Consider the following 26,551-nt stretch of genomic DNA (forward strand, 5'->3'; position numbering starts at 1 on the left):
ATTCAACGAGGCGCCCTGCCCTCAAGGCCTCGAGAAGGGCGCCGATGCCCGGCCGCGAAGGCCGGGCATGAAAGGTCGAATTACTCGGCCGCTTCCGACGTCGGCGCCGGTCCCATCTTGGAGTTGTGCAGATCGACGTTGAGGCCGAGCGAGCGCATTTCCTTGACCAGCACGTTGAACGATTCCGGAATACCGGCCTCGAACGTGTCGTCGCCGCGCACGATCGCCTCGTACACCTTGGTACGGCCGGCAACGTCGTCCGACTTCACCGTCAGCATTTCCTGGAGCGTGTACGCCGCGCCGTAAGCCTCGAGCGCCCACACCTCCATTTCGCCGAAGCGCTGGCCGCCGAACTGCGCCTTGCCGCCCAGCGGCTGCTGGGTGACGAGCGAGTACGGACCGATCGAACGCGCATGGATCTTGTCGTCGACCAGATGGTGCAGCTTGAGCATGTAGATGTAGCCAACCGTCACCTTGCGATCGAACGGATCGCCGGTGCGGCCGTCATAGACGGTCGACTGACCCGAAGCGTCGAGACCGGCAAGCTTCAGCATCTCCTCGATGTCGGCTTCCTTGGCACCGTCGAACACCGGCGTCGCGATCGGCACGCCGCGGCTGAGGTTATGGCCGAGTTCAAGCAGCTCGTTGTCGTTGAGCGACTTGATCGTCTCGTCCTCGCCGTAGACCTTCTTCAAGGTTTCCTTCAGCGGCTTGATGTCCTGCTTCGACAGGTACGCATCGACCGTCTGGCCGATACGCTTGCCGAGGCCGGCGCAGGCCCAGCCGAGATGGGTCTCGAGGATCTGTCCGACGTTCATGCGCGAGGGCACGCCGAGCGGGTTGAGCACGATGTCGGCATGCGTACCGTCTTCGAGGAACGGCATGTCCTCGATCGGCACGATCTTCGACACCACGCCCTTGTTGCCGTGGCGGCCGGCCATCTTGTCGCCGGGCTGGATCTTGCGCTTCACCGCGACGAAGACCTTGACCATCTTCATCACGCCGGGCGGCAATTCGTCGCCGCGCTGAAGCTTCTCGACCTTGTCGAGGAAGCGCTGTTCCAGCCCCTTCTTCGACTCGTCGTACTGCTTCCGCATGGCCTCGATTTCGGCCATCAGCTTGTCGTTGGGCGAAGCGAACAGCCACCACTGCGACTTCGGGTACTCCTCGAGCACCGCACGGGTGATCTTGGTGTCCTTCTTGAAGCCTTTCGGACCCGCAATGCCCTGCCGCCCCTCGAGGAGCTCGGCGAGACGGTTGTAGACGTTGCGGTCCAGGATCGCCTGCTCGTCGTCGCGGTCCTTGGCAAGGCGCTCGATCTCTTCCCGCTCGATCGCCAGCGCACGCTCGTCCTTGTCGACGCCGTGACGGTTGAACACGCGCACTTCGACGATCGTGCCCTGCACGCCCGGGGGAACGCGCAGCGAGGTGTCGCGGACGTCGGAGGCCTTCTCGCCGAAGATGGCGCGCAGGAGCTTCTCTTCCGGCGTCATCGGGCTTTCGCCCTTCGGCGTGATCTTGCCGACCAGGATGTCACCGGCGCGCACTTCCGCACCGATGTAGACGATACCGGCTTCGTCGAGGTTCTTCAGCGCTTCTTCCGAGACGTTCGGAATGTCGCGGGTGATTTCCTCAGGTCCGAGCTTGGTGTCGCGGGCCATCACCTCGAACTCCTCGATGTGGATCGAGGTGAAGACGTCTTCCTTCACGATCCGCTCCGACAGCAGGATCGAGTCTTCGAAGTTGTAGCCGTTCCACGGCATGAACGCGACCAGCACGTTGCGGCCGAGCGCGAGCTCGCCGAGATCGGTCGACGGACCGTCAGCGATGATGTCGCCCTTCTTGACGATGTCGCCGACCTTCACCAGCGGACGCTGGTTGATGCAGGTCGACTGGTTCGAGCGCTGGTACTTCATGAGACGGTAGATATCGACGCCCGACTTGGTCGGATCGAGATCTTCCGTCGCGCGGATGACGACGCGGGTCGCATCGATCTGGTCGATCACGCCCGAACGGCGCGCCGCGATCGCGGCGCCCGAGTCACGGGCAACCACGCCCTCCATGCCGGTGCCGACGAACGGCGCCTCGGCGCGAACCAGCGGCACCGCCTGGCGCTGCATGTTCGAGCCCATCAGCGCGCGGTTGGCGTCGTCGTTCTCGAGGAACGGGATCAGCGCCGCGGCGACCGAAACGAGCTGCTTCGGAGACACGTCCATGTAGTCGACCTTGTCGGGCGTCATCGGCACGACGTCGCGGGTTCCGCTCGAGCGGCAGACCACCAGGTCTTCGGTGAAGCGGCCCTTGGCGTCGACCGGCACGTTGGCCTGGGCCACCGAATAGCGCCCTTCTTCCATCGCCGACAGGTACACGACCTCGTCGGTGACGCGGCCGTCCTTGACCTTGCGGTACGGCGTCTCGACGAAGCCGTACTTGTTCACGCGCGCGAAGGTCGCGAGCGAGTTGATCAGGCCGATGTTCGGACCTTCCGGCGTCTCGATCGGGCAGATGCGGCCGTAATGCGTCGGATGCACGTCGCGCACCTCGAAGCCGGCGCGCTCGCGAGTCAGACCGCCCGGTCCGAGCGCCGACAGGCGGCGCTTGTGGGTGATCTCCGACAGCGGGTTGGTCTGGTCCATGAACTGCGAGAGCTGCGAGGAGCCGAAGAACTCGCGCACGGCGGCGGCCGCCGGCTTGGCGTTGATCAGGTCCTGCGGCATGACCGTGTCGATATCGACCGAGGACATGCGCTCCTTGATGGCACGCTCCATGCGCAGGAGGCCGATGCGATACTGGTTCTCCATGAGCTCGCCGACGGAACGCACACGGCGGTTGCCGAGATGGTCGATGTCGTCGATCTCGCCCTTGCCGTCGCGCAGATCCACCAGCGTCTTGATGACGGAGAGGATGTCCTCCTTGCGCAGCGTGCGCTGGGTGTCGGGCGCATCGAGGTCGAGGCGCATGTTCATCTTGACGCGGCCGACCGCGGACAGGTCGTAGCGTTCGGCGTCGAAGAACAGCGACTGGAACATGGCCTGCGCCGATTCCAGCGTCGGCGGCTCGCCCGGACGCATCACGCGGTAGATGTCGAACAGCGCGTCCTCGCGCGTCATGTTCTTGTCGGCCGACAGCGTGTTGCGGATGTAGGGGCCGACATTGACGTGGTCGATGTCGAGCAGCGGCAGCTCCTTGTAGCCCTGCTCGTTGAGCGCCTTCATCAGCTTGTCGGTGATTTCCTCACCGGCCTCGGCGTGGATCTCACCGGTCTTCGGGTTGACGAGATCCTCGGCGACGTAGTTGCCGACCAGCTCCTCGTCGGCCATGCGCAGCGCCTTCAGCCCCTTCTCCTGGAGCTGGCGGGCGGCGCGGACGGTGAGCTTCTTGCCCGCCTCGAGCACGACCTTGCCGGTGTCGGCGTCGATCAGGTCGTTGACGGTCGAGTAGCCGCGGAAACGGTTGGCGTCGAACGGAACGCGCCAGCCTTCCTTGGTCCGCTTGTAGAGAATCTTCTTGTAGAACGTGGACAGGATCGCCTCGCCGTCGAGGCCGAGGGCGAACATCAGCGACGTCACCGGAATCTTGCGGCGACGGTCGATACGCGCATAGACGATGTCCTTGGCGTCGAACTCGATGTCGAGCCAGGAGCCGCGATACGGGATGACGCGGGCGGCGAACAGCAGCTTGCCCGAGGAATGGGTCTTGCCCTTGTCGTGGTCGAAGAACACGCCGGGCGACCGGTGCATCTGCGAGACGATGACGCGCTCGGTGCCGTTGACGATGAAGGTGCCGTTCATCGTCATGAGCGGGATGTCGCCCATGTAGACGTCCTGCTCCTTGATGTCCTTCACCGACTTCGCGCCGGTTTCCTCGTCGATATCGAACACGATGAGGCGCAGCGTCACCTTGAGGGGTGCAGCGAAGGTCATGCCGCGCTGGCGGCACTCGTCGACGTCATATTTGGGCTGCTCGAACTCGTAGCGGACGAATTCCAGCATCGAGGTGCCCGAAAAGTCGGAGATCGGAAACACCGAGCGGAACACCGCCTGCAGACCCTCGTCGAGACGGCCGCCCGGGGGTTCGTCGACCATCAGGAACTGATCATAGGACGCCTTCTGAACCTCAATGAGGTTCGGCATCTCGGCGACTTCCTTGATGTGTCCGAAGAACTTGCGAACACGTTTGCGACCGGTGAATGTCTGCTGCGCCATCGTGGCCTCTCATTTTCGTCGCCCGCTCTGGGCGCGCCGTCCGGAACGCGGCTGCCACCGCTCTCCGGGTTGAATTTTCGAACCCGCCTTGGGGGCCAGAGACGCAGCTTCAGGCTTGAATGTCCTGAATCTGTTCTTCAGACCTTCAAAACGCAAAACGACGCGCGGGGCGCAAGAGCGCACCCGCCCGTCACAACGATCGTCTTCACGGACTGCAAAAGCCCGAAATAGCCTGCTCTCCCAACGGCTTACAGGGAAATCCGGCATCCCTGCCCACCGCGCTTTCGTGCTGCCGACCCGATATGGGGCGACAATAGTGCAGATTCGAGGGGTAAACCCTCAAATCCCCACACATTTTCGTGTTCGGCCTGCGTCGGGACGTTCCGTCGCACGCCTTTTGCATCTGGCCCACCCCTGTCAGGAGCGGACCGGGATCCCGGACCTCGCCGATGCGCGGCCGGGATCCCGTCAGCAAGCGTTGCTTACTTGAGCTCGACCTTGGCGCCAGCTTTCTCGAGCTGGGCCTTGATCTTGTCGGCTTCTTCCTTGTTCACGCCTTCCTTCACCGGCTTCGGAGCACCCTCGACGAGGTCCTTTGCTTCCTTCAGGCCGAGACCGGTGATGGCGCGGACTTCCTTGATGACCTCGATCTTCTTGTCGCCAGCGCTGGCGAGAACGACCGTGAACTCGGTCTTCTCTTCCGCCGGAGCGGCAGCGGCGCCACCAGCAGCCGGGCCGGCCACGGCGACAGCCGCGGCGGCCGAAACGCCCCACTTCTCTTCGAGGAGCTTCGCCAGTTCGGCAGCTTCGAGCACGGTGAGGCTCGAGAGGTCGTCAACGATCTTCTGCAAGTCAGCCATTGTTCAGTTTCCTTACGTGTAAGTCTGGTTCGGGTTTGAGTTTTGCGAAGGGCGTCAGGCCGCTTCGCCCTTTGAGGCATGAGCCTGGATGACGCGCGCGAGCTTGCCCGCGGGCGCATTGGCGAGCTGAGCGATCTTGGTCGCCGGGGCCACGATGAGGCCGACGATCTTGCCGCGCAGTTCATCAAGCGACGGCAGCGAGGCAAGCGCCTTCACGCCGTCGACATTCAGGACGGTCTTTCCCATCGATCCGCCAACGATGACGAACTTTTCGTTCGCCTTGGCGAATTCGATGGCGACCTTTGGCGCCGCTACCGGATCGTTCGAAGTGGCGATCACGGTCGGCCCCTTCAGCATGGGGCCGATGGCAACGACGTCAGTGCCTTCAAGAGCAATTTTGGCGAGACGGTTCTTCGAGACCTTCACCGCAGCACCCGCCTGCTTCATCTGCTGGCGCAGCTTCTGCATCTGAGCGACGGTGAGGCCGGAATATTGAGCAACGACCGCGACGCTCGTGGTCTTGAAGACCTCATTGAGCTGTTCGACCGCTTCTTTTTTTGCCGCTCGTTCCACAGCAAGCTCTCTCCGGTTGGCGGTCATCGCGAGAAGCGGGACCGCCGGGTTGCACCCATCGTCCCGCCCAAAACCTGAACCTCGGGGCCAAAACCCTTCGGACACGCGCCGGGCAAGACGACAATTCAAAGCCTGCCCTCCGGGAGCACCTGAGGGCACCCACGGCGTGTCGAGGTCCGAACCAGACCCGTTTCGCGAACCCAACCGTTGAAGCTGGGCGCGAAGTGAAATCCGGTCTTCACCCGTCTATGCAGGCCATGCGATTAAGCCGTTGAGAAATCGAAATTTCCCGCAGGCGCCTGCAGTCTTGGACAGGACGAGGCCAGCCGGCGAACCGTCCGACCTCTGCCCGCATCCCACCAACCGACGGGTTTTCCTTCCTTTTCGGGCAAATCCTTGCGGACGTCCTGAAAAGGAATGATCTCCTGTCGCGTCAGGTTTTCGGAATGCGTGCACGAACGCGCCAGCCGAGGCCGGCACGTCCGGAGGCGGTTCTTTAACCGCTCTCTGCCTGCTTGCCAAGAGCAAAATTCACACCAGTTCCAATCGATTGCCGGCCAGGCTTGATCTCGGCCGACAAGGCCCGATTCAGGACGATTTGACCGCGTAAGGGAGCGGCCTGCCGTCGAAGAACGCGGTCAGGTTGGCCAGGACGCAATTCTGCATGGCAACGTGCGATTCCAGGGTGTGGCCGCCGATATGCGGGGCGAAGACCACGTTCGGCAGCGCTGTCAGCGCATCGGGGGCGTGCGGTTCCGTCTCAAAGACGTCGAGGCCGGCGCCGGCGATGGTCTTGTCGGCGAGCGCGGCGACCAGGGCTTTCTCGTCAATGACGGAGCCGCGGGAGATGTTGACGACATAGCCGTCCGCGCCGAGTCGCCGAAAGATATCGGCATTGACGACATGCTGGGTCTCGGCCCCTGCCCGGACCGCGATCATCAGGACGCTGCACCAGTCGGCCAGCGCCTCCAGAGAGGAAAAATATCGATAGGGCAGATCGTATTTGGTGCGGCTGAAATAGCCAACCTCGCTCTCGAAAGCCGCGCAGCGCACGGCGATCTTGCGGCCGATCTCGCCCATGCCGTAGACCCCGATGCGGCGGCCGGGCATGCCGGCCTGAGGCCGCATCATTGGCGACTGTTTTGACGCCGCCCAGTCGCCACTACGGACATATTGGTCGGCGACCAGAAGCCGCCGCGTCGCCGCGAGCATCAGGGTCATCGCGATATCGGCGACCGAAGCCGCATTGGCGCCCGGGCTGTGGCCGACGGCGATGTTGCGCGCGGCGGCTGCCTTCAGATCGACGCCGTCATAACCGGTGCCGTAGCAGATGATGGCGCCGAGCTTTGGAAACAGATCCATCGCCTCCGCGCCGAGCGGGGTCCCGCCCGCGGTCAGCATCGCGCGGATGCCCCTGAGCTCATCCGCCGGAAAAACCTCGTGCGCGGGCTTGCCAGCGGTGTCGAGCAGCTCGAACCGCTCGGCGAAACGCGCCATCATCGTTTTCGGAAAGCGCGAGTAGATCAGGACCTTGTCAGCCATTGTTCTTGTTTCCGGAGAGCGCCGCCACAAATGACGAGGGGCGGAATCGGTTGCCCAATTCCGCCCCTCGCCTCATGCAATTTCCGAACCTTAGCCGAGAATGGTGCCCGGCTCGACCTTCACGCCCGGGCCCATGGTCGAGGACACCGCAACGCGCTGGATGTAGGTACCCTTGGAACCAGCCGGCTTCGCCTTGGAGACGGCATCCGCCAGGGCCTTGATGTTCTCGACCAGCTTCTCCTCGGAGAACGAGGCCTTGCCGACGCCGGCCTGCAGGATGCCGGCCTTCTCGACGCGGAACTCGACCGAGCCGCCCTTGGCACCCTTCACCGCGCCGGTGACGTCCATGGTCACGGTGCCGATCTTCGGGTTCGGCATCAGGCCGCGGGGGCCGAGCACCTTACCCAGACGGCCGACCAGCGGCATCATGTCGGGGGTGGCGATGCAGCGGTCGAAGTCGATCGAGCCGTTCTGCACCTTCTCGACCAGGTCCTCGGCGCCGACGACGTCAGCACCGGCCGCCTTGGCCTCGTCGGCCTTCGCGCCCCGGGCAAACACGCCGACGCGAAGCGTACGGCCGGTGCCGTTCGGCAGGGTCACGACGCCGCGGACCATCTGGTCGGCGTGACGCGGATCGACACCAAGATTGATCGCGACCTCGATGGTCTCGTCGAACTTCGCCTTCGCGCGCTCCTTGACCATCTTGATGGCGTCCGCGAGCGGGTAAAGCTTTTCACGATCAATGCCTTCGCGGGCTTTGTTCAAACGCTTTCCGATTGCCATGACCGCTTACCCCGCAACTTCCAGACCCATCGAACGGGCAGAGCCCTCGACCATCTTCATGGCCGATTCGATGGTGTCGCAATTCAAGTCCTTCATCTTCTTCTCGGCGATCTCGCGCACCTGCGCCTTGGTCACCTTGCCGGCCTTGTCGCGGCCCGGCGCCTTCGAGCCGGACTGGATCTTGGCGGCCTGCTTGAGGAAGTAGGACATCGGCGGCGTCTTCATCTCGAAGGTGAAGGAACGGTCCGCATAGATGGTGATGATCACCGGGATCGGGGTGTTCTTCTCTTCCTTCTGCGTCTGGGCGTTGAACGCCTTGCAGAACTCCATGATGTTGAGACCGCGCTGACCGAGCGCGGGACCGATCGGGGGCGAAGGATTCGCCGCGCCGGCCGGGACCTGAAGCTTCAGGTATCCGGTCACTTTCTTTGCCATGTATCACTCCTGTTGTGCCGGCATGTCGCCGGCGGTTTCAGGTTCGTGGTCGGGATCGATGCGCGGCTGGCAACCGCCCTCGTCCTCCCACGGCCTCTTGTCGCGCAAGGCCTGAAGCCTCACGCCTCGTCCGGTCAGACCTTCTCGACCTGACCGAATTCCAGCTCGACCGGCGTTGCGCGGCCGAAGATCGACACCGCGACCTTCACGCGCGAGCGCGCCTCGTCGATTTCCTCGACGACACCCGAGAACGAGGCAAACGGGCCGTCGGCCACGCGCACATTCTCGCCGATCTCGAACGACACCGACGCCTTCGGCCGTTCCACGCCCTCCTGCACCTGGTGCAGGATGCGCATGGCCTCGGCCTCAGAGATCGGCATCGGCTTGTTTTCCGCGCCGAGGAAGCCTGTCACCTTCGGCGTGTTCTTGATCAGATGGAACGCCTCGTCGGTCAGCTTCATCTTCACCAGCACATAGCCCGGGAAGAACTTGCGCTCGGCATCGATCTTGCGGCCGCGGCGCACTTCCGTGACCTTCTCGGTCGGAACCAGCACCAGCTCGAACAGATCCTCTAGGCCGCGCTGCTTGGCCTGCTCGCGGATCGATTCGGCGACCTTCTTCTCGAAGTTCGAATAGGCGTGAACGATGTACCAGCGCTTGTCGGACAATTGAGCGGTTGCCGTTGCCATCAGTGAATGCCCAGGAGGAAGGTGATGAGGTAGCGGATGATCTGGTCGGCGGCGAAGAAGAAGATCGAGGCGACGGCGACCATGACGAACACCATGATGGTGGTGATCGTGGTCTCACGACGGGTCGGCCAAGTGACCTTGGCGGTCTCCGAACGCACTTCCTGCAAGAACTTGAACGGGCTGACTGCCATCGTTTTGATGTCCAACGTCCGTCGACAGACGCGAATGAATTTCGGGGATCCGAACAGCCGCCGTTGGCCCAGCCCTCTGTCTCGAAGGATGAGCCGGAAACCGGGCTCGATTGTTCGGGGATTTCAAAGCCGCGCCGGAGATCCGCGTCTAACGGGCCGGCTGCGAGTGCCGGGTAAATACTGCGGATGGGGCCAAAGGTCAAGATACGGGGCTTCGCGGCGAGAAGCCGGCGTCCTCAGGCGACCATGCACACCCCAAGGAGGATCAAGGACTTATCCCCCCTCCCCGCGGGGGCGAGATCAGCCCCGGAACCTCCCTGACCAACCCGCCGCCCGGATCAGTCGGCCCGGTCGACCATGGAGACACCCGGGAGCGGCACCACGAATTTTCCACCCTCGGCGAAATAGCGGGCGTGCTTGGCCCGGATCGGGTCGACATAGCGCCAGGCGAACACCACGACGAACGCGGGCTTGCGCTCGTAGAGGGCCGCCGGGGGCAGAATCGGAATGTCGTAACCCGGGCCTGCCATCACGTTCCCCTTCTTGGGGTCGTCGTCCACCAGGAAGTCGATCTTGTTCTCCAGGCCGAACTGCGGAAGCAGCGTCGTGGTGCCGACCGAGACACCGTAGCCGGCAACCAGCTGCCCCCGCGCATGGGCGGCATCGGCCATCGCGACCAGCTCGTCGCGGATGGCCGCGATCCTCTTGACATAGGGCGCATAATAGGCCGGCTGATCGACGCCGAGCCGGTCTTCCTCAGCGATGAACTTCGCAACCTCCGCTGACGGCTTCTTCGTACCGCCGGCGCGCTGGACCGTCACGCGGATCGAGCCGCCCTTGGTCCAGATGTGCTGAACGTCGATCACTTCCATGCCGAGCCGCGCGAAGAAGCGCGTCAACGGCTTGATGTTAAAATAGGACAGATGCTCGTGATAGACGGTGTCGAGCAGGTTCTTCTCGGTGACATCGACGCCGTACTGCGTCTCGAAGACGAACAATCCATCCGGCGCGAGCACGTCGCGAACCCCGATCACCAGCGGATCGAGATTGTCGACATTGGCGATCATGTTGTTGGCGATCACGACGCTCGCCGCACCATGGCTTTGCAGGATGCGGTGCCCGATCGCGTCCGTGAAGAAATCGCCGATGGTCTCGATCCCGGCTTCCGTCGCACGCCGCGCGATGTCGACAGCGGGATCGACACCCAGCACCCGCATGCCGCGCTCCTTGAAGAAGCCGAGCAACGATCCATCATTGCTGCCGAGCTCGACGACCAGCGAGCCCGGCGCGATGGCGAAGCGGCTGACGACGTCGTTGGCATAACCTGCGAAATGCTCCCGCAAGCCGAGCGAGAGCGAGGTGGTATAGACGTAGTTGCGATACTGGATCTCCGGATTGCCGACATGGAGAATCTGGAGGTGGCCGCAGTCCCTGCACAGATGCAGCGCCATCGGTACCGCGGCCCGGAAGACGGGATCGTCGACGCTGGCGTCCGGCACCTGGAAGTTCGGAGTGCCGATGGGCATGCCTGCCATCGGAACGACCAGCTCCTGCTTGTCCGAATGGCAGAGGCGGCAAGTTTGGCGGACGTAGAACAGGTTTTTCATCGTGGAACCGAGATATGAGATACGCGAGCGAATGAGATAATCCCACCCTGTGAAGACCAGATTGGCAACGGGCTCAAGCAGGTCATGAGTGGCTCGAGACTTCCGTGCCCTGCCGCAGCGCGAAACCCGGCGCTTCGTCCGCCGCCCTGGCGGCCTTGTCCGCGGAATACGACCCGCGCTCCGGACTCGCCAGCCAGATCACGCCGCCGACGAGGCCAACGATCACGCTGATAGCACCCAGCAGGAGTGAAACCGACAGCGCCTCCTCGGACGGCACACCCGCAAGACCGAGGCAGGCGACCATCGCCCCCTCACGCACGCCCCAGCCGCTGATCGAGATCGGAACGGCCGTCAACAGCACGACCGGCGGAATCAGGATGCCGGCGTCTAGGATCGAGAGCTGCGCTCCGACTCCGCGCGCCAGGGTGTAGCAGGCCGCCGCCGTCACGAGATGGATGAGAAGCGCGGATCCGAACAGCAAACCACGGCGCTCGGATTGCAGCAGAAGAAACCTGACGAGCGCTCCGAACCGAACGAAGCTTGCGATCGCGGGAAGCGCGATGAGGCGTTTCGGCAGACGGTCGAGCGTCAACAGGACCACGGTGCCGGCGACGCCCGCCAGCGTCAGTCCGCCTATGGCCAGGATCGCGGCGGGATTGGACACGCGTGACAGCAGAAACGGCAATCCGGCCACCATCAGCACGATCAGCCCGATCAACGCCGTGAAGCGGTCTGCCGCAACGCCCTTGACCGCCTCCGACCACTGCACGCCACGTTGGCGGAGCAGCCACATCCGCACCGCGTCCCCGCCGACCGACGACGGCAACACCTGATTGAACCAGAGGCTGATCATGAGGATCCGCCAGCCCGCGAGCCAGTTCAGCGGCACGCCGAGCGCACGCATGATCAGCTCCCACCGGCCGTTGAGCACGAAGGTCTGAAAGAAGATCAGCGCAAACGCGACGACGAACAGGACAGGATCGACCGAGACGAGATGGGTTCGCAATTGGCGCAGGTCGAGGCCGCGCGCGATGTAGACCAGCACCGCGACCGACAGCAGCAGCTTTACCGAAAACAGGGCCGCATGCTTGAATCGCGACTGCATCGGATGCCCGCCTCAGGACGCCGGATATTCCGCACGACCGATGACGAGGTCGATTGCGGCCATCATCCAGAACTGGTGCGTGGTCTCGACAATGTTGTAGCTGCGGCTGTCGACCCAGAAATTGACGTCGCCGAGATTGCGCAGCGGATTGTCCGCATTCATGCCCGACAGCGTGATCACGTCGAGCTTCATCGTACGCGCCTGCGCAACTGCATTGAGAATGTTCTTCGAACGTCCGGACGAGCTGATCGCGACGAGGCAATCGCCGGCGCGGGCATTCAGCCGCACTGCGTGCGCGATCCAGTCCTCGAAGCCGTAATCGTTGGCAAGGCACGACATCATGCTCGCATCGCTGAAGCAGAGTGCAGGCACCGACGCATTCTTCGCCAGATCGATCGCCAGATGCGAGGCGATGCCGGCCGAGCCGCCATTGCCGATGAAGATGACACGACCGCCCTGCTCTCGCGTACGCAACCAGGACGCGCGCGTGGCGGAGATCCTGGCAAAAATACCGTCGTCGATCGCCGTCGCGCGATGCAGGCGGCCCACGTAGTCGTCGAGAAAGGCCTTATGCTCGGGATCGACGGACTCGGCAGGCATGGGCTGGCGGCTCGATTGCAACATGTCCGGGTGATACCGGCTATTACCAAGGATTGCAAAGGTATAATACTTGCAAAGTTTCCGAGCGGCTGGTAGTCGGCTTTCGGGTTTCACTCAACATTGGCGAGCCTGTTTCGCTGGGCATTCGCGTCACGGATGTTCCCCATGAAATGCATCGTTACTGGCGGCGCCGGTTTCATTGGCAGCCACCTCGTCGATCGCCTGCTCGACGATGGCCATGAGGTCATTGCGCTCGATAATTTCGTTATCGGACGCGCCGAGAATCTGGCCGCGCGCGCCAGTTCGAGCCAGTTGAAGGTCGTGCGGGCGGACGTCACCGACCTCGACGCGATCAAACCGTATTTCCACGGTATCGATTGGGTCTTCCATCTCGCGGCACTGGCTGACATCGTTCCCTCGATCGAGTCCCCGATCCCGTATCACCGCGCCAACGTCGACGGCACGGTCAATGTTCTCGAGGCTGCGCGGCACGCGGGCGTCAGCCGCTTCGTCTATGCGGCGTCATCGTCCTGCTACGGCATCCCCGACACCTATCCGACGCCGGAGAGCGCCGAGATCCGGCCGATGTATCCCTACGCACTCACGAAGAATCTCGGCGAGCAGTGCGTCATGCACTGGTGCCAGGTCTACAAGCTGCCTGCCGTGGCGCTACGCCTGTTCAACGTGTACGGGCCTCGCCATCGCACCACGGGCACCTACGGTGCCGTGTTCGGCGTGTTCATGGCGCAGAAGCTTGCGGGCAAGCCCTTCACCGTGGTCGGCGATGGCGAGCAGACCCGCGACTTCACCTTCGTCAGCGATGTCGCCGATGCCTTCGTGACCGCGGCGCGCTCCGATGTCTCTCATGAGATATTCAACGTCGGTTCGGACAACACCTACAGCGTCAACCGGCTGGTCGAGCTTCTCGGCGGCGACAAGGTCCATATTCCCAAGCGTCCCGGCGAGCCCGATTGCACATACGCCGACATCACCAAGATCAAACGGGTCCTGAAATGGGCGCCGAAGGTGAAGTTCGAGGATGGCGTCGCGACGATGTTGAAGTCGATGGACCAGTACAGGGACGCGCCTCTGTGGACTGTGGACAAGATCGCCGATGCCACCAAGGACTGGTTCAAATATCTCGGCGACGACGGCGATGCGGCGTCCGGCACTCCGCAGAAGGCGGGCCGTTGAGCAGACTCGTTCGACCCCGGCGTTCGTGCCGCCAACCGATCATTTCCGGGCCGGCCAGACCGACCCGCGCTTTGGATAATTCACATGGGTAATATTCCGACGGACAAGCCGACCGTTCATCCGGCGCCGCACCAGAAGATCAAGACGGTCGAGGAACTGGGCGAGATCGCGCGGGCCGCGCAGGCCGAGGGCCGGACCGTTGCGCTCTGCCATGGCGTGTTCGATCTCGTGCATCTCGGCCACGTCCGGCACATCCTGGCGGCACGCAACGAGGCCGATGTGGTCATCGTGACCGTCACGGCGGACCGCTTCGTGAACAAGGGTCCGGGACGGCCGATTTTTCCGGAGAACATGCGTGCCGAGATGCTGGCCGCGCTCGGCACCGTCGACTGGGTCGGCATCAACCGGACATCCAGCGCCGAGCCGATCCTCGATACCGTGCGCCCAGACATCTACGTGAAGGGCTCCGACTACGAGAATCCCGAGGACGACGTCACCGGCAAGATCGCGGTCGAGCGGGAGGCCGTCGAACGCCATGGCGGCCGCATCGTCTTCACCCGCGACGTGACCTTCAGCTCGTCGTCGCTGATGAACCGCTACTTCGACATCTACGATCCCCCTCTGCGCGATTACCTCCAGAAGGTGCGCGAAGGCGGTGGCGCCGAACGCCTGCTGAAGCTGATCGACAAGATCCAGGACATGCACGTCGTGCTGGTCGGCGATACCATCATCGACGAATACCAGTACGTCACGGCGCTCGGAAAGGCCTCGAAGGAGAACATTGTCGCCACTCTGTTCAAGAACGGCGAGCAATTTGCCGGCGGTGTCATTGCCGCGGCCAATCACGTGGCGAGCTTCTGCAAGTCGGTGGAGATCGTCACGACGCTGGGTGGCAAGGACTACCCCGAAGAGTTCATCCGCGCGCATGTCCGCCCGAATGTCACGCTCACCCCGATCCGCATTCAGGGCCGCCCGACCACCCGCAAGTTGCGGTACGTCGAGATGGGCTACCTGCACAAGCTGTTCGAAGTCTACACCATGGACGACACGCCGCTCGACGAGGCCGAGCGCAAGGAGATCGACCGTGTCACCGCCGAGCGCGTGCGCGGCGGTGACGTGGTCATCGTCACCGATTTCGGCCACGGCATGATCGCACCCAGCACGATCGACACGCTGATCGCAAACTCGAAGTTCCTTGCGGTCAACGCCCAGAGCAACAGCGGAAACCACGGCTACAATCTGATCACGAAATATCCGCGCGCCGACTACGTCTGCATCGACGCGCCGGAAGCGCGCCTGGCGGCCACCGACAAGTTCAGCGACATCGCGTCGGTGATCCAGGACCGCCTGCACCGCAAGATCGATTGCGACAACATGATCATCACGCACGGCTCCTTCGGCTGCTACCCCTTCTCGTCGAAGACCGGCGTCGCACGCGTGCCCGCCTTCACCAAGACCGTCGTGGATACGGTCGGTGCCGGCGATGCCTTCCTGACGATTACGGCGCCGCTGGTGGCAGCCGGCGGCAACATCGAAGACGTCGCCTTCATCGGCAACGCGGCGGGCGCGATCAAGGTGGGCATCGTCGGCCACCGCAGCTCGGTCGAAAAGGCACCGCTGGTCAAATTTGTCACTGCGTTGTTGAAGTGACGCGAACCGGAATCGGGAGAACGACAGTGATTGGTCAGAAATGGAATGTGATGGTCACCGGTGGCGCCGGCTATGTCGGCAGCGTGCTGGTTCCCCAGTTGTTGGCGGCGGGCCACAAGGTCACCGTGCTCGACCTGTTCATGTATGGCGAGGACGTCTTCAACGGGGTCCGCGACAATCCCAATCTGCGCCTGATCAAGGGCGACATCCGCGATGAGGCCGCGATCAACGAGGCCCTGCGCGGCAACAATGCGGTGATCCACCTCGCCTGCATCTCCAACGACCCCTCGTTCGAGCTGGATCCGGCGCTCGGCAAGTCCATCAACTACGACTGCTTCCGTCCGATGGTGCGCGCTGCGAAGAAGGCCGGCATCAAGCGCTTCATCTATGCGTCCTCGTCCAGCGTCTACGGCATCAAGGACGAGGCCGAGGTGACCGAGGAGCTGTCCTGCGAGCCGCTCACCGATTACTCGAAGTTCAAGGCGATGTGCGAGACCGACCTTGCCGAAGAAGCCGCATCCGGCTTCGTCACCTGTACGGTTCGTCCCGCCACCGTCTGCGGCTACGCACCGCGGCAGCGACTCGACGTCGTCGTCAATATCCTGACCAATCTCGCGGTCAACACCGGCCGCATCCGCGTGTTCGGCGGAACGCAGAAGCGACCCAACCTGCACATCGAGGACATGTCCGCGGCCTATCTGTTCCTGCTCCAGCAGGATGACGCGAAGATCGACGGCAAGACCTACAACATCGGCTACGAGAACCACTCGCTGATGAAGATCGCCGACATCGTCAAATCGGTGGTCGGAGACAATGTCGACGTGGCCGTCGAGCCGACCGACGATCTCCGTTCCTATCACGTCTCATCGGAGAAGATCCGCCGCGAGCTCGGATTTGCGCCAACGCACACGATCGAGCAGGCCGTATCCGGCCTCGTGGACGCCTTCAAGGCCGGCCGCCTGCCGAACTCGCTCAACGATCCCAGGTATTTCAACATCAAGATGATGCAGAACATCAGCCTGAAGTGAGCGGCGTGCGGATCGGCATCGACTTCGACAACACGATCATCTGCTACGACAAGGTCTTTGCCGCCGTCGCGCGGCAGCGTGGGCTGGTGCCGGAGGGCTGGGACGGGCTGAAGACCGAGGTGCGGAACTATCTGCGGTCCCGCGCGGGCGGCGAGCTTGCCTGGCAAGGACTGCAAGGCTTCGTCTATGGCAAGGGAATTGGCGGCGCCGAGATCTATCCCGGAGTCCGCGAATTCCTCTCAACGTGTCGCACGGCAGGCGCGAGCGTCTATATCGTCAGCCACAAGACGCAGTTCGGCCATCAGGATCCCGACCGCGTCGACTTGCGCGAGGCCGCGCGCGGCTGGTTGAGGGGTGCAGGTCTCATCGACGCCGCCGGTACGGCGCTGGCCGCGGGCAACATTTATTTCGAGGACACGCTGGCGACGAAGGTCGAGCGGCTTGCGAGCCTGAAGCTCGATGTCTTCATTGATGATCTCGTCGATGTGTTCGAGCAGCCGCATTTTCCGAAGACGACGCGATCGATCCTGTTCGCGCAGTCGCGGCCTCCCCATCCCGCGCATTGCGAGCCGATCGCGACCTGGGCCGACATCCGCCGCGGAGTGTTCGCGCAATGAGCGAGCCGGACATCAGCGTCCAGGATGCGGTCTCGATCGGCAGCCGCCTCTCCGGCGCGCGGGTCGCGGCCGCCCAACCGGCGCGGTCCGGAGGCAACAACCGGGTGTTTCGGCTGGAGATGGCGGAGGGACCGCCCCTCGCCCTCAAGCACTATCCGTCCGATGGGCGTGATCGCCTGGGACAGGAATATGACGCGCTCTCGTTTCTGTCGCGCCACGGCATCACGTCGACGCCGCGGCCGATCGCGAAAGATCCGGCTGCGTTCTGCGCATTGTATCAATGGTTCGACGGTGATCCGGCAGTTCTGCATCCCCAGGACGATGATGCCGATCAGCTGGCCGATTTCCTGATCGAGCTGCAAAGGCTCCGCAACGCGGACGGCGCGCAGAATTTGCGGAGCGCGTCAGCCAGCATCTTTTCGCCCGAGGAAGCCATCGCGCAGTACGAGCAGCGCCTGGACGGACTGCGGCGCGCATCGCAGGATCATCCGGACCTGCGCGCGTTCATGGACGGCAGCCTGGTTCCCAGCACCGCCATCGCAATCCGGCAACTCCGTCGACGCTATGCGGAACTGGGCCTGGATCCCGCAGCGGTCCTTGTGCCCGCCCATCGCGCATTGAGCCCGTCGGATTTCGGACTGCACAACGCGCTGCGCGCCGACGACGGCAGACTGCGATTTATCGACTTCGAATATTTCGGCTGGGACGATCCGGTCAAACTCGTGACTGACACCGCGATCCATCCGGGCAGCGATCTGCCGGCTGCCGGCGCGAACCGATTGATCGAACGGCTCTCGCGCGCCTTCGAAGCTGGGGATGACGCGTTTGCGATCCGCCGTGACGTACTGTATCCTGTGTTCGGGGCGATTTGGTGCCTGATTGTCCTGAATGCCTATTTGCCGGAAAGCCGCTCCCGGCGCGCTCTGGCTGCGCAAGGTGGCGATCTGACGGTCCGCCTCGCCGGCCAGCTCGACAAAGCCCGCCGGCTCCATCAAACGATTTGCCAACGTGATCCAGATCTCACCCCACGCTGAAGCCGCCCTCACCTGCACGCTGGACGAGCGCAGCCTTTATCTGCGCCGCCTGGTCCTCGGTTCTGTCCGCTCGGCCGGACGCGGCCATGTCGGTCCGGCTCTGTCGCTGATCGAGATGGTCCGCGTGCTCTACGACGACGTGTTGCGGATCGATCCCAACAACCCGCGCGATCCCGATCGCGACCGCGCGATCCTGAGCAAGGGACACGGCTGTCTGGCGCTCTATGCGCTCTTGGCCGATCGCGGCTTCTTTCCCCTGTCGGAGCTGGACGGCTTCTGCGGGTCCGACAGCATCCTGGGCGGACATCCCGAATACGGCATGGTGCCGGGCGTCGAGGCCTCGACCGGCGCGCTCGGCCACGGCCTGTCGATCGGTGTCGGCCTCGCGCTCGCCGCACGCATGCGCGAACGCAGCTACCGGACCTTCGTGCTGCTCGGTGACGGCGAGATCAACGAGGGATCGGTGTGGGAAGCCGCCATGGGCGCGGCCAAGCACGGGCTCGACAACCTGGTCGCGATGATCGACTACAACAAGCTCCAGAGCTACGGGCCGACCGACTACGTCCTGCCGCTGGAGCCGCTTGCGGACAAATGGCGCAGCTTCGGCTTTGCCGTGCAGGAGCTCAACGGCCACGACGTCGGCGCGCTGCGCACCGTCCTGAAGCAGGTCCCGGCCGTTCCGGGCAAACCCACCGCAATCATCTGCCATACCGTCAAGGGCAAGGGTCTGCCGCCGGCGGAATCCAACGCCGATTGGCATCACAAGAACAAGCTGACCGACAGCGAGCTCGACGCCATCCGCGTCGCCGTCGGCGATTTTTGATCGGCTCCCCATGCGCAACACAGCGATGAACATGGTCCACAAGCTCGCCGCGCGCGACGAGCGTGTGCTTTACATCGGCTCCGATCCCGGCGCGGGCACCTTGCGCGCGATGAGCAAGGAGTTTCCCAAGCGCCATCTGATCGAGGGTATCTCGGAAGCGCACATCATCGGCATGTCGGCCGGCCTCGCGATGGAGGGCTTCGTGCCCTACGTCAACACCATCGCGACCTTCCTCACCCGCCGCTGCTACGAACAGGTGGCCGTCGACCTCTGCCTGCACAATCTGCCGGTCCGGCTGATCGCCAATGGCGGCGGGCTCGTCTATGCGCCGCTCGGCCCCACGCACCAGGCGATCGAGGACATCGCCATCATGCGCGCGCTGCCCAACATGACGGTGATCTGCCCGTGCGACGCCGACGAGGCGGCGCGCATGATGGAGCACACGCTTGACTGGAAGGGTCCGATCTACATCCGGCTCGGCAAGGGCGGCGACGCCATCGTCTCGAAGGCGGAGCACGGCTTCGAGATCGGCAAGGCCATCCTGATGCGGTCGCCGGGCGATGTCCTCATGGTGACCACGGGCATCATGCTCCAGCGCGCCCTCGCGGCGGCCGACCTTCTGGCCGCGCAAGGCATTCGCGCCGGCATCCTGCACATGCACACGGTGAAGCCGCTCGACACCGCGGCCCTGCTGCAGGCGATCCGCGGCACCAGGCTCGTGGCGACGCTGGAGGAGCACGTACCCTCCGGTGGCCTCGGCAGCGCGGTCGCGGAGGCCTTGATCGACAAGCTCGGCTCCGGCTTCCCTGCGATGCTGCGTCTGTCGCTGCCGGACCGCTTCATGCACAATTACGGCTCGCAGGACTCGCTCCTGAAGAAGCACGGCCTTTCCGCTGGTGCGATTGCGACCTCGATCGAGCATGCGCTCGCCGCCTCGCGCACCTCCTCCCCTCAACTTCATTCCACCTGACGGGTCACATGTACGACGTTCGATATTCCTACCTGCTCGAGCAATTCGCCGACCCCGCTCCGATCCTGGCCGAGATCGGCCGGCTGGTTGCGACCGGTGACTTCACCCTTGGCAAGCCCGTCGCCGAATTCGAGAAGCGCTTTGCCGAGCTGATCGGCGTGCGTCATGCCATCGGCGTCGGATCGGGCACCGACGCGCTCAAGCTGCCGCTCAAGGCGCTCGGCATCGGCCATGGCGACGAGGTCATCACCGCCGCCAACACGTTCATCGCCACCGTCGGCGCGATCGCGGAGACCGGCGCGACGCCGGTGCTAGTCGATTGCGACGATTCCTTCTGCATGAACGTCGACCAGGTCGAAGCCGCGATCACCAAGAAAACCAAGGCGATCATGCCGGTCCAGCTCACCGGCGAGGTCACCGACATGGGCAAGCTGATGGCGATCGCGCAGCGCCACAATCTTCCGGTCGTCGAGGATGCCTGCCAGGGCATCCTGTCGGAGTTCGCCGGAAAACGCTCCGGCACCCACGGCATCGCGGCCGGCTTCTCGCTGCATCCGCTCAAGAACCTCAACGTCTGGGGCGATGCCGGCGTCGTCGTCACCAATGACGACGGGATGAACGAGCGGCTCCGCCTCATCCGCAACCACGGCATGAAGAACCGCGACGAGATCGCGATCCTCGGCTGCAACTCGCGGCTCGATTCTCTACAGGCGGTGGTGGGCAACTGGCTGATCGGCCAGACCAGCGAGATCACGCGACGCCGGATCGAGAACGCCGCCTATTACGACGCGGGCCTTGCCGGCCTGCCCGGCCTGCGCATCCCGCCGCGCCGTCCCAACGTGAAGCACGTCTACCACCTTTACATGGTGTTCGCCGAGCGCCGCGACGAGCTCTACAAATATTGCCTGGAGAACGGCATCGAGGCGAAGATCCACTATCCGATCCCGCTGTATCAGCAGGAAGGCCTCAAGCATCTCGGCTACGCGCCCGGCACCTTCCCGGTCACCGATCGCCATGCCAAGGAAGTCATCAGCTTCCCCGTCGACCAGCATCTGACGCGCGCACAGCAGGACCGCGTCATCGAGACCGTCAGGAAGTTCTGCCATGGACGCTGACACCGGCCGCCGGCGCATCGGCTACGTCAATCTTCCCGCGCAATTCGAGGAAGAACGCGCCGAGATCATGCAGGCGGTCGAGGGCGTGTTCCAGCGGGGCGATTTCATCGGCGGGGCGGCGGTCGCAAAGCTCGAGGATGAACTGTCCACGTATCTCGGCTCGCCCCATGTCGTGACGCTGAATTCCGGCACCGACGCGCTGATCCTCGCCATGCGCGCGCTCGACATCGGCCCGGGCGACGAGGTCATCACCCCGCCGAATTCGTTCGTGGCATCGACCGCGGCGATCATCGCGGTCGGCGCCACGCCGGTCTTTGCGGACGTGCTGCCGGACCAGAACATCGATCCGGCCGCGGTCGAGGCTGCCGTCACGGCGCGCACCAAGGCGATCATGCCGGTGCATCTGACCGGGCGCATGGCCGACATGGCCCCGCTGATGGCGATCGCGGGCAAGCACGCGCTCGCCGTGATCGAGGACAGCGCCCAGGCGATCGGCTCGACCTGTGACGGCCGGATGAGCGGCACCATCGGCACGTTCGGCTGCTTCTCTGCCCATCCCTTGAAGAACCTGAACGCCGCGGGCGATGCCGGCTTCCTCGTCACCGCCGACGCCGAGCTCGCCGGGCGAATCCGCCGGCTGCGCAATCACGGCCTGATCAACCGCAGCGACGTCCAGGAATGGGGCATCGTCTCGCGGCTCGACACGCTTCAGGCCGAGGTGCTGCGCATTCGGCTGCGTCACCTGCCGTCGGTGATCGAACGCCGGCGGCGCAACGCCGCGCAATACCGCGCGGAGCTCGCGGGCCTGCCGCTGTTCATTCCGCCCTGCCGCAACATCGAGTTCAACACCTTCCACACCTTCGTCGTGCAGACCGACCATCGCAACGATTTCCAGAAATATCTTGCCGACAAGGGCATCGAGACCGCGATCCACTATCCGGTCCCGATCCACCTGCAGCCGGCGGCTGCGCATCTGGGTCATGGCCGCGGCGCGTTCCCGGTGACGGAACGGCAGGCAGACCAGATCCTCACCCTCCCCATCAACCAGTTCCTCTCGGCCTCCGACATCAGCTATATTTGCGCGACCGCCCGGGAGTATTTTGCATGACGGACACGGACTTCCTCCACGCCGACGAGCAGGCGCTGGCGCAGCGCTTCATCGACGATGGCTTCGTCACCACGCCGGCTGACGATCGCGCCGGGCTCGACCGGATCCAGCGTCGTGCCGCCGAGCTCGCGGCGGACTATCTCAAGCTGCCGCACAGCAACGATCCCTACGCGATGCTCGACACCATCCACACGCGGGTGAGCGTGGATGATCTCAACGGCCTGCGGCTGCACGTCTTCAACGGCCTCAACGCCGAACCGTGGTTCCGGCCGACCTACTTCCGTCTGGCGCGCTCGACGATCGAGACCATCGTCGGCAACGAGCTCTGCATGCAGCGCCGCGTCAATCTCAGCATCCAGCTCCCCGGCGACAGCTCGTCGCTGCTGGCCACCCATTCCGACGTCTGGTCGGGCGACTCGCCGTTCGAGGTCGTGGTGTGGGTGCCGCTGGTCGACGTGCGCCGCACCAAATCGATGTATCTGCTGCCGCCGTCCCTGAACGGCGAGATGCAGGACCGGATGGCCAGCCTGCGCAGCGCCGAAGAGCTGTACAAGACCATCAAGCCGCACGCGACTTTCATCGAGATCCCATACGGTCACGTGATGCTGTTCAACCAGACCCTGATGCACGGCAATCGCGTCAACGAGGAAGCCGGCACGCGCTGGAGCATGAACTGCCGCTTCAAGAGCATCATGTCGCCCTACGCGGACAAGCGCTTCGGCGAGTTCTTCGAGCCGATCCTGCTGCGCCCGGCGACTCGCGTCGGCATGCAATACAAGCTGCCCGGAGGCTTCCATGGCTGAGCGAGCCGGCCACCGCGGCTATATCGGCGCCCGGCCGCTGAACGGCAGCCGCACCCCGCAGCACGTCCAGAACATCGTGATCCGCGACTACGCGCGGCGGAAGAACCTGCACTATCTGCTGAGCGCCGCCGAGCACACCATGCCCGGCAGCTACATGGTGCTCGAGGACATCCTGGACGAGCTGCCGCGGCTGCATGGTCTGATACTTTACAGCATCTTCATGCTGCCGCCCGACGAGGCACGGCGGCGGCAGATCTACGACCGCGTGCTGCGCGAGGGTTGCGACCTCCACGCAGCGGTCGAGGAGATCACGCTGTCGTCGCAGAAGGACATCCAGGCGGTCGAGGACATCCTGCTCGTCAATAAGTTCGCGACCATCCTGTGACGATGGCGCGGGGCGGGTGACGATCATGGCCGAGATCAACCTGCTGCAGCCGATGCACGCCTCGACCAAGCGGAACTACGTCCAGCGCGTGGTCGAGCACGACAAGGCGGAATCAGCCACCATCGCGCGACAATGGGGACGCGACTATTGGGACGGCGACCGGCGCTACGGCTACGGCGGCTATCGCTATGACGGCCGATGGCGCCCGCTGGCCCAGACCCTGATCGATCGCTACGACATCAAGCCCGGCATGAGCGTGCTCGACGTCGGCTGCGGCAAGGGCTACCTGCTCTACGAGTTCACCCAGCTCGTCCCCGACCTCAGGATCGCCGGCATCGACATCTCCGACTACGGCATCGCCAATGCCAAGGAGGAGGTGCGGCCGCTGTTGACGGTCGGCAGCGCCGTCGAGCTCCCCTATCCCGATCACAGCTTCGATCTCGTGGTGTCGCTCGGCGTGCTGCACAATCTTCCGCTCGAGGACGTCTTTCGCGCCGTGTCGGAGATCGAGCGCGTCGGACGCGGCGCCTCGAAATATCTGATGGTCGAATCCTTCCGCAACGAGCGCGAGAAGGCGAATCTGCTTTACTGGCAGCTCACCTGCCTGAGCTTCCACGGTCCGCAAACGTGGGCCTGGATTTACGACAAATGCGGGTATCGGGGCGACCATGGGTTCATCTTCTTCGAATGAAGCAGGCCTGCGCCGGCCGTCCTCGTTGCGCGCGCAAAATCCGGAAGTGTACTATTCGGACGACGCGATCGTCACGGCAGACGACGCCACGATCGCGGAGCTGAAGCGTATCGCCGCCGGCAACCCGCGCCTGCGCAGCCGGCTTTGCACGCATCCCGATCCTTCCTCCGGCCTGCACGAGATGCTGATCGTGCATCATCGCGAGGCCTATGTGCGGCCCCACAAGCATTTTGGCAAACCTGAATCGTTTCACCTGATCGAGGGTACCGCGCAGGTCGTGATCTTCGAGGACGACGGCCGCATTCGCGACGTGCTCGAGATGGCACCCTACGGCCAGGGCGCCCTCTGCTATTACCGGATGCCCGAGAAGGTCTACCACTCGATCCTGATCACCTCGGAGTGGCTGGTGTTTCACGAAACCACCGCCGGTCCGTTCGATCCCTCCCGCACCGCATTTCCCGACTGGGCCCCGGACGGCAGCGACGCTGCCGCGGTCCAGGACTATGTCACGAAAATCGGCGCGCTCGCTGCGGAACATCGAGGCGGCTGAGGCAAGGCCTGGGGACGATGGACGATTCTGCCAATTCCGATGACATGACGGCGACAGGAGCCGCGGCTCTCCGACAGCGATCCCGACCGGGCATTGGATTTGTCTACGCGGCCCTCGCTCTTGCTGCTATTGCAAGCGCACCTGCACTGCTCGCGCGTGAGGTCTTCGGCGACGACTGGACCGTTTATTACATCTATTGGACCGAAGGCACAGCCGGCGTTGCCCGCGTGCTGTGGGAGTCCGCACACGCCGGCTTCGCGATTCCCATGACGCTGTTCGTCTGGCTCCTGAACGATACTCCCGACGTCGCCGCCCGCTTCGCTGGACTCTCTTGCCATCTTGTGAACGGCGTGTTGCTCTATTCCGTCCTATCGCGCTCTTCTCTCACAAGAATGATCGCGGCACTCGTTACCGCCCTGTTCTTGCTCAGCCCGTTCTATGCAATTCGCCTGACTCAGAATGCGGTCTATGATTTCTTCCTGCTCTTCTATCTGCTGTCCTATGAGCTGTCCTATTCGAAAGTCCGTGCGCTTCGATGGGCCGCGCCATTTAGTCTGCTTTTCTCGTTGTCGCTCGAGACACTGATCGCCCTCGAACCGCTCCGCGTCGCGCTTGCGTGGTCTAGCCCTGAGCATTGGAGGCAGAAGCTCGCGCGTCTTGTACCGTTCTGGCTGGCTGTTGCAGCCATGATCGTTCTGCGACTGACAATTCTTGGGAAGAGCGGTCACTACGCCGGACAATATAGTTTCGCGAACGATCTCACGATCATAGGCAATGCGCTTTATGCTCATCTCATGGCCTTTCCGCACGGCCTAAGCTACGCCTACTCTCACGGGTTCGCGCTGCTGGGGTTTCCTGCTTCCGTGGTCCTGACATTGGCCGCGATCACCGTGTTTCCTCTGTTCTCTTCGAGAGCATTGTGGACGCCCTGGGTGCTGAACAGCCGCTCGACCAGGAATGCGACACTTCTGCTGCTGATGTTGGGAGCCGCGATTGCCCTTATTGGGGCGCTGCCCTACGCACTTACCGGAATTTATGGCGACGTGACGCGGGGCGAGTCGAGGCTGCTCTTTCCCTCGCAGTTTGGCGTCTTGATCCTGATTGCGACCATTGTACAGGCAATTCCGGGATTGCGCGTACGCGCGGCGGTCGCGGGAGGCTTGATCGCGATCTTCGCATTGTCGTTGGCTCACGATTCCAAATGGCTGCTCTACGACGGGTTGCTCAGTAGCGACATGCTGCGGCAAGTTCGAGCAGCTTTGCTCGCAGATCCCGAGCCAAAGGTGGTGAAGCTCCAGGTCGAGGATTCGCACGTGTTCTCGTTCCGCTCACGATGCCTTGGCGCCAATGATATGAACGTGGCTCAGATGATGTTGCGCGATGCAAATCGAGAGCGGTCGTTCGTCTATACTGATTATTGCGGGGATTTCACCGATCCTCATTTCGTCGTGAACGGCAACTGCCCGGTTTCATATCTCGAGACCTTTCCTTGTCCGCCCCGCCGCGAGAGCTGGCGTTATCGCGCAGCACCGGGACTTCCGCGGCCCGACGACATTGGCTTCGTCGCGTTGCTGACAGCGGTCCTCGGAAACAGCCTCTCGGCCACGGAAGGCCGCGGTGAACTGGTGCAGCTGAAGGACGGAGAGCCGGCGCCTTTGGCGAGAGCCGAGTATCGGCCACCTTGCGACCGGCCCGGCGTCCGAGCGTCGGCCTGGTTGCTGGCTCTCCCCGCCCCCGCATGTGATGGTGCCGCCTCTGGAGTTCGCTAAACCACGCGTTGCGATGATCGAGCCGGCACGCGCGGCCCCGGATTTTTTGCCCGAAATGAACAGGCATGCCGTCAGCCATGAAGGGTTCCAGCGCCCGTCATTTCGAACGCAACATGCCACGCCAGAGGCAACCACGGGCTTCGCGGGATTGTTCAAGGAACGCTGTGGTGGTAGAAGCGCGGCGCAAGGGGAAGTTGAGGCAATTGGGGACTGGACGTGATTTC

25 protein-coding genes are annotated in these 26,551 nt (G+C 63.5%); 14 read left to right on the forward strand and 11 right to left on the reverse strand.

Translation table 11 applies throughout. The features are described from left to right. Positions 1-80 precede the first annotated feature (80 nt). The 11 genes from rpoB to FJV43_RS02830 all read right to left on the reverse strand — a co-directional run bounded on the left by rpoB (position 81) and on the right by FJV43_RS02830 (position 12,590). A complete protein-coding gene (gene rpoB / locus FJV43_RS02780; protein ID WP_027574048.1) occupies positions 81-4,205 on the reverse strand; it encodes a DNA-directed RNA polymerase subunit beta in 4,125 nt (1,374 codons plus the stop codon). A 482-nt stretch (positions 4,206-4,687) separates the two neighbouring features. After that, positions 4,688-5,065 carry a 50S ribosomal protein L7/L12 gene (gene rplL, locus FJV43_RS02785; protein WP_028177960.1) on the reverse strand — a complete coding sequence of 126 codons (378 nt, stop codon included), beginning with the start codon at positions 5,063-5,065 and terminating at the stop codon, positions 4,688-4,690. Positions 5,066-5,119: 54 nt separating this feature from the next. Beyond that, positions 5,120-5,638, reverse strand: a complete 519-nt coding sequence (gene rplJ / locus FJV43_RS02790) for a 50S ribosomal protein L10 (protein WP_035709556.1) — start codon at positions 5,636-5,638, stop codon at positions 5,120-5,122. Positions 5,639-6,226: 588 nt separating this feature from the next. Next, positions 6,227-7,180 (reverse strand): 2-hydroxyacid dehydrogenase, encoded by a 954-nt coding sequence (locus tag FJV43_RS02795; RefSeq protein ID WP_239624459.1) that lies wholly within the window; start codon positions 7,178-7,180, stop codon positions 6,227-6,229. Between the two features lie 90 nt (positions 7,181-7,270). Continuing rightward, the gene (gene rplA, locus FJV43_RS02800) at positions 7,271-7,963 is read right to left on the reverse strand and encodes a 50S ribosomal protein L1 (RefSeq protein ID WP_018647230.1); all 693 of its coding nucleotides are present in this window, start codon (positions 7,961-7,963) and stop codon (positions 7,271-7,273) included. A 6-nt stretch (positions 7,964-7,969) separates the two neighbouring features. Beyond that, the gene (gene rplK, locus FJV43_RS02805) at positions 7,970-8,398 is read right to left on the reverse strand and encodes a 50S ribosomal protein L11 (RefSeq protein WP_011088164.1); all 429 of its coding nucleotides are present in this window, start codon (positions 8,396-8,398) and stop codon (positions 7,970-7,972) included. Positions 8,399-8,532: 134 nt separating this feature from the next. Beyond that, positions 8,533-9,087 carry a transcription termination/antitermination protein NusG gene (nusG, locus tag FJV43_RS02810; protein WP_028177956.1) on the reverse strand — a complete coding sequence of 185 codons (555 nt, stop codon included), beginning with the start codon at positions 9,085-9,087 and terminating at the stop codon, positions 8,533-8,535. Continuing rightward, entirely contained in the window at positions 9,087-9,278 is a 192-nt protein-coding gene (secE, locus tag FJV43_RS02815) for a preprotein translocase subunit SecE (protein WP_007611620.1), read from the reverse strand. The genes nusG and secE overlap by 1 nt, the downstream gene beginning before the upstream one ends. A 338-nt stretch (positions 9,279-9,616) precedes the next feature. Next, positions 9,617-10,813 carry a class I SAM-dependent methyltransferase gene (locus FJV43_RS02820; RefSeq protein ID WP_239624462.1) on the reverse strand — a complete coding sequence of 399 codons (1,197 nt, stop codon included), beginning with the start codon at positions 10,811-10,813 and terminating at the stop codon, positions 9,617-9,619. Between the two features lie 154 nt (positions 10,814-10,967). Continuing rightward, positions 10,968-11,990, reverse strand: coding sequence for a lysylphosphatidylglycerol synthase transmembrane domain-containing protein (locus FJV43_RS02825; RefSeq protein WP_239624463.1), 1,023 nt, complete (start codon positions 11,988-11,990; stop codon positions 10,968-10,970). 12 nt (positions 11,991-12,002) lie between these two features. Beyond that, positions 12,003-12,590, reverse strand: a complete 588-nt coding sequence (locus FJV43_RS02830; protein WP_239624465.1) for an SIS domain-containing protein — start codon at positions 12,588-12,590, stop codon at positions 12,003-12,005. A 165-nt stretch (positions 12,591-12,755) separates the two neighbouring features. Here FJV43_RS02830 and FJV43_RS02835 point away from each other — a divergent pair, with 165 nt between their 5' ends. The 14 genes from FJV43_RS02835 to FJV43_RS02900 all read left to right on the forward strand — a co-directional run bounded on the left by FJV43_RS02835 (position 12,756) and on the right by FJV43_RS02900 (position 26,327). Then, on the forward strand, positions 12,756-13,784 hold the full coding sequence (locus tag FJV43_RS02835) for an SDR family oxidoreductase (protein WP_239624466.1): 1,029 nt from the start codon (positions 12,756-12,758) through the stop codon (positions 13,782-13,784). Positions 13,785-13,868: 84 nt separating this feature from the next. Beyond that, positions 13,869-15,434: a PfkB family carbohydrate kinase gene (locus FJV43_RS02840; RefSeq protein ID WP_239624471.1), complete on the forward strand. Its 1,566-nt coding sequence runs from the start codon at positions 13,869-13,871 to the stop codon at positions 15,432-15,434. Between the two features lie 26 nt (positions 15,435-15,460). Then, the gene (locus tag FJV43_RS02845) at positions 15,461-16,462 is read left to right on the forward strand and encodes an SDR family oxidoreductase (RefSeq protein ID WP_239624473.1); all 1,002 of its coding nucleotides are present in this window, start codon (positions 15,461-15,463) and stop codon (positions 16,460-16,462) included. Positions 16,463-16,467: 5 nt separating this feature from the next. Then, entirely contained in the window at positions 16,468-17,079 is a 612-nt protein-coding gene (locus FJV43_RS02850) for a hypothetical protein (RefSeq protein WP_239624474.1), read from the forward strand. Then, positions 17,076-18,113 carry an aminoglycoside phosphotransferase family protein gene (locus FJV43_RS02855; protein ID WP_239624476.1) on the forward strand — a complete coding sequence of 346 codons (1,038 nt, stop codon included), beginning with the start codon at positions 17,076-17,078 and terminating at the stop codon, positions 18,111-18,113. Before FJV43_RS02850 ends, FJV43_RS02855 begins: the two co-directional genes overlap by 4 nt. Beyond that, on the forward strand, positions 18,088-18,936 hold the full coding sequence (locus tag FJV43_RS02860) for a transketolase (RefSeq protein ID WP_239624478.1): 849 nt from the start codon (positions 18,088-18,090) through the stop codon (positions 18,934-18,936). Before FJV43_RS02855 ends, FJV43_RS02860 begins: the two co-directional genes overlap by 26 nt. Before the next feature lie 10 nt (positions 18,937-18,946). After that, a complete protein-coding gene (locus FJV43_RS02865; RefSeq protein WP_239624480.1) occupies positions 18,947-19,906 on the forward strand; it encodes a transketolase C-terminal domain-containing protein in 960 nt (319 codons plus the stop codon). An 8-nt stretch (positions 19,907-19,914) separates the two neighbouring features. Continuing rightward, positions 19,915-21,021, forward strand: coding sequence for a DegT/DnrJ/EryC1/StrS family aminotransferase (locus FJV43_RS02870; RefSeq protein WP_239624482.1), 1,107 nt, complete (start codon positions 19,915-19,917; stop codon positions 21,019-21,021). Continuing rightward, positions 21,011-22,129 carry a DegT/DnrJ/EryC1/StrS family aminotransferase gene (locus FJV43_RS02875; RefSeq protein WP_239624483.1) on the forward strand — a complete coding sequence of 373 codons (1,119 nt, stop codon included), beginning with the start codon at positions 21,011-21,013 and terminating at the stop codon, positions 22,127-22,129. Before FJV43_RS02870 ends, FJV43_RS02875 begins: the two co-directional genes overlap by 11 nt. Further along, entirely contained in the window at positions 22,126-22,932 is an 807-nt protein-coding gene (locus FJV43_RS02880) for a sporadic carbohydrate cluster 2OG-Fe(II) oxygenase (protein ID WP_239624485.1), read from the forward strand. Before FJV43_RS02875 ends, FJV43_RS02880 begins: the two co-directional genes overlap by 4 nt. Then, on the forward strand, positions 22,925-23,317 hold the full coding sequence (locus FJV43_RS02885; RefSeq protein WP_239624486.1) for an LIC12192 family sporadic carbohydrate cluster protein: 393 nt from the start codon (positions 22,925-22,927) through the stop codon (positions 23,315-23,317). Before FJV43_RS02880 ends, FJV43_RS02885 begins: the two co-directional genes overlap by 8 nt. 25 nt (positions 23,318-23,342) lie before the next feature. Beyond that, positions 23,343-24,008, forward strand: a complete 666-nt coding sequence (locus FJV43_RS02890) for a class I SAM-dependent methyltransferase (protein ID WP_239624488.1) — start codon at positions 23,343-23,345, stop codon at positions 24,006-24,008. After that, on the forward strand, positions 23,986-24,558 hold the full coding sequence (locus tag FJV43_RS02895) for a WbuC family cupin fold metalloprotein (RefSeq protein WP_239624489.1): 573 nt from the start codon (positions 23,986-23,988) through the stop codon (positions 24,556-24,558). The genes FJV43_RS02890 and FJV43_RS02895 overlap by 23 nt, the downstream gene beginning before the upstream one ends. A gap of 17 nt (positions 24,559-24,575) precedes the next feature. Then, the gene (locus FJV43_RS02900) at positions 24,576-26,327 is read left to right on the forward strand and encodes a hypothetical protein (RefSeq protein ID WP_239624490.1); all 1,752 of its coding nucleotides are present in this window, start codon (positions 24,576-24,578) and stop codon (positions 26,325-26,327) included. Positions 26,328-26,551: the final 224 nt, after the last annotated feature.

Origin of the sequence: Bradyrhizobium sp. I71 (genome assembly GCF_022354745.1) — a bacterium.
In the GTDB taxonomy this organism is placed as follows: domain Bacteria; phylum Pseudomonadota; class Alphaproteobacteria; order Rhizobiales; family Xanthobacteraceae; genus Bradyrhizobium; species Bradyrhizobium liaoningense.

What these genes read in the sequence shown, in the direction of transcription:
- FJV43_RS02865 (WP_239624480.1), top strand. Translation starts at nt 18,947, where the DNA reads ATGCGCAACACAGCGATGAACATGGTCCACAAGCTCGCCGCGCGCGAC.
- rplA (WP_018647230.1), bottom strand. Translation starts at nt 7,963, where the DNA reads ATGGCAATCGGAAAGCGTTTGAACAAAGCCCGCGAAGGCATTGATCGT.
- nusG (WP_028177956.1), bottom strand. Translation starts at nt 9,087, where the DNA reads ATGGCAACGGCAACCGCTCAATTGTCCGACAAGCGCTGGTACATCGTT.
- FJV43_RS02830 (WP_239624465.1), bottom strand. Translation starts at nt 12,590, where the DNA reads ATGCCTGCCGAGTCCGTCGATCCCGAGCATAAGGCCTTTCTCGACGAC.
- FJV43_RS02840 (WP_239624471.1), top strand. Translation starts at nt 13,869, where the DNA reads ATGGGTAATATTCCGACGGACAAGCCGACCGTTCATCCGGCGCCGCAC.
- FJV43_RS02825 (WP_239624463.1), bottom strand. Translation starts at nt 11,990, where the DNA reads ATGCAGTCGCGATTCAAGCATGCGGCCCTGTTTTCGGTAAAGCTGCTG.
- FJV43_RS02895 (WP_239624489.1), top strand. Translation starts at nt 23,986, where the DNA reads ATGGGTTCATCTTCTTCGAATGAAGCAGGCCTGCGCCGGCCGTCCTCG.
- FJV43_RS02880 (WP_239624485.1), top strand. Translation starts at nt 22,126, where the DNA reads ATGACGGACACGGACTTCCTCCACGCCGACGAGCAGGCGCTGGCGCAG.
- rplL (WP_028177960.1), bottom strand. Translation starts at nt 5,065, where the DNA reads ATGGCTGACTTGCAGAAGATCGTTGACGACCTCTCGAGCCTCACCGTG.
- FJV43_RS02835 (WP_239624466.1), top strand. Translation starts at nt 12,756, where the DNA reads ATGAAATGCATCGTTACTGGCGGCGCCGGTTTCATTGGCAGCCACCTC.
- FJV43_RS02890 (WP_239624488.1), top strand. Translation starts at nt 23,343, where the DNA reads ATGGCCGAGATCAACCTGCTGCAGCCGATGCACGCCTCGACCAAGCGG.
- FJV43_RS02875 (WP_239624483.1), top strand. Translation starts at nt 21,011, where the DNA reads ATGGACGCTGACACCGGCCGCCGGCGCATCGGCTACGTCAATCTTCCC.
- FJV43_RS02795 (WP_239624459.1), bottom strand. Translation starts at nt 7,180, where the DNA reads ATGGCTGACAAGGTCCTGATCTACTCGCGCTTTCCGAAAACGATGATG.
- secE (WP_007611620.1), bottom strand. Translation starts at nt 9,278, where the DNA reads ATGGCAGTCAGCCCGTTCAAGTTCTTGCAGGAAGTGCGTTCGGAGACC.
- FJV43_RS02885 (WP_239624486.1), top strand. Translation starts at nt 22,925, where the DNA reads ATGGCTGAGCGAGCCGGCCACCGCGGCTATATCGGCGCCCGGCCGCTG.
- FJV43_RS02855 (WP_239624476.1), top strand. Translation starts at nt 17,076, where the DNA reads ATGAGCGAGCCGGACATCAGCGTCCAGGATGCGGTCTCGATCGGCAGC.
- rplK (WP_011088164.1), bottom strand. Translation starts at nt 8,398, where the DNA reads ATGGCAAAGAAAGTGACCGGATACCTGAAGCTTCAGGTCCCGGCCGGC.
- FJV43_RS02820 (WP_239624462.1), bottom strand. Translation starts at nt 10,813, where the DNA reads ATGGCAGGCATGCCCATCGGCACTCCGAACTTCCAGGTGCCGGACGCC.
- FJV43_RS02870 (WP_239624482.1), top strand. Translation starts at nt 19,915, where the DNA reads ATGTACGACGTTCGATATTCCTACCTGCTCGAGCAATTCGCCGACCCC.
- FJV43_RS02900 (WP_239624490.1), top strand. Translation starts at nt 24,576, where the DNA reads ATGGACGATTCTGCCAATTCCGATGACATGACGGCGACAGGAGCCGCG.
- rpoB (WP_027574048.1), bottom strand. Translation starts at nt 4,205, where the DNA reads ATGGCGCAGCAGACATTCACCGGTCGCAAACGTGTTCGCAAGTTCTTC.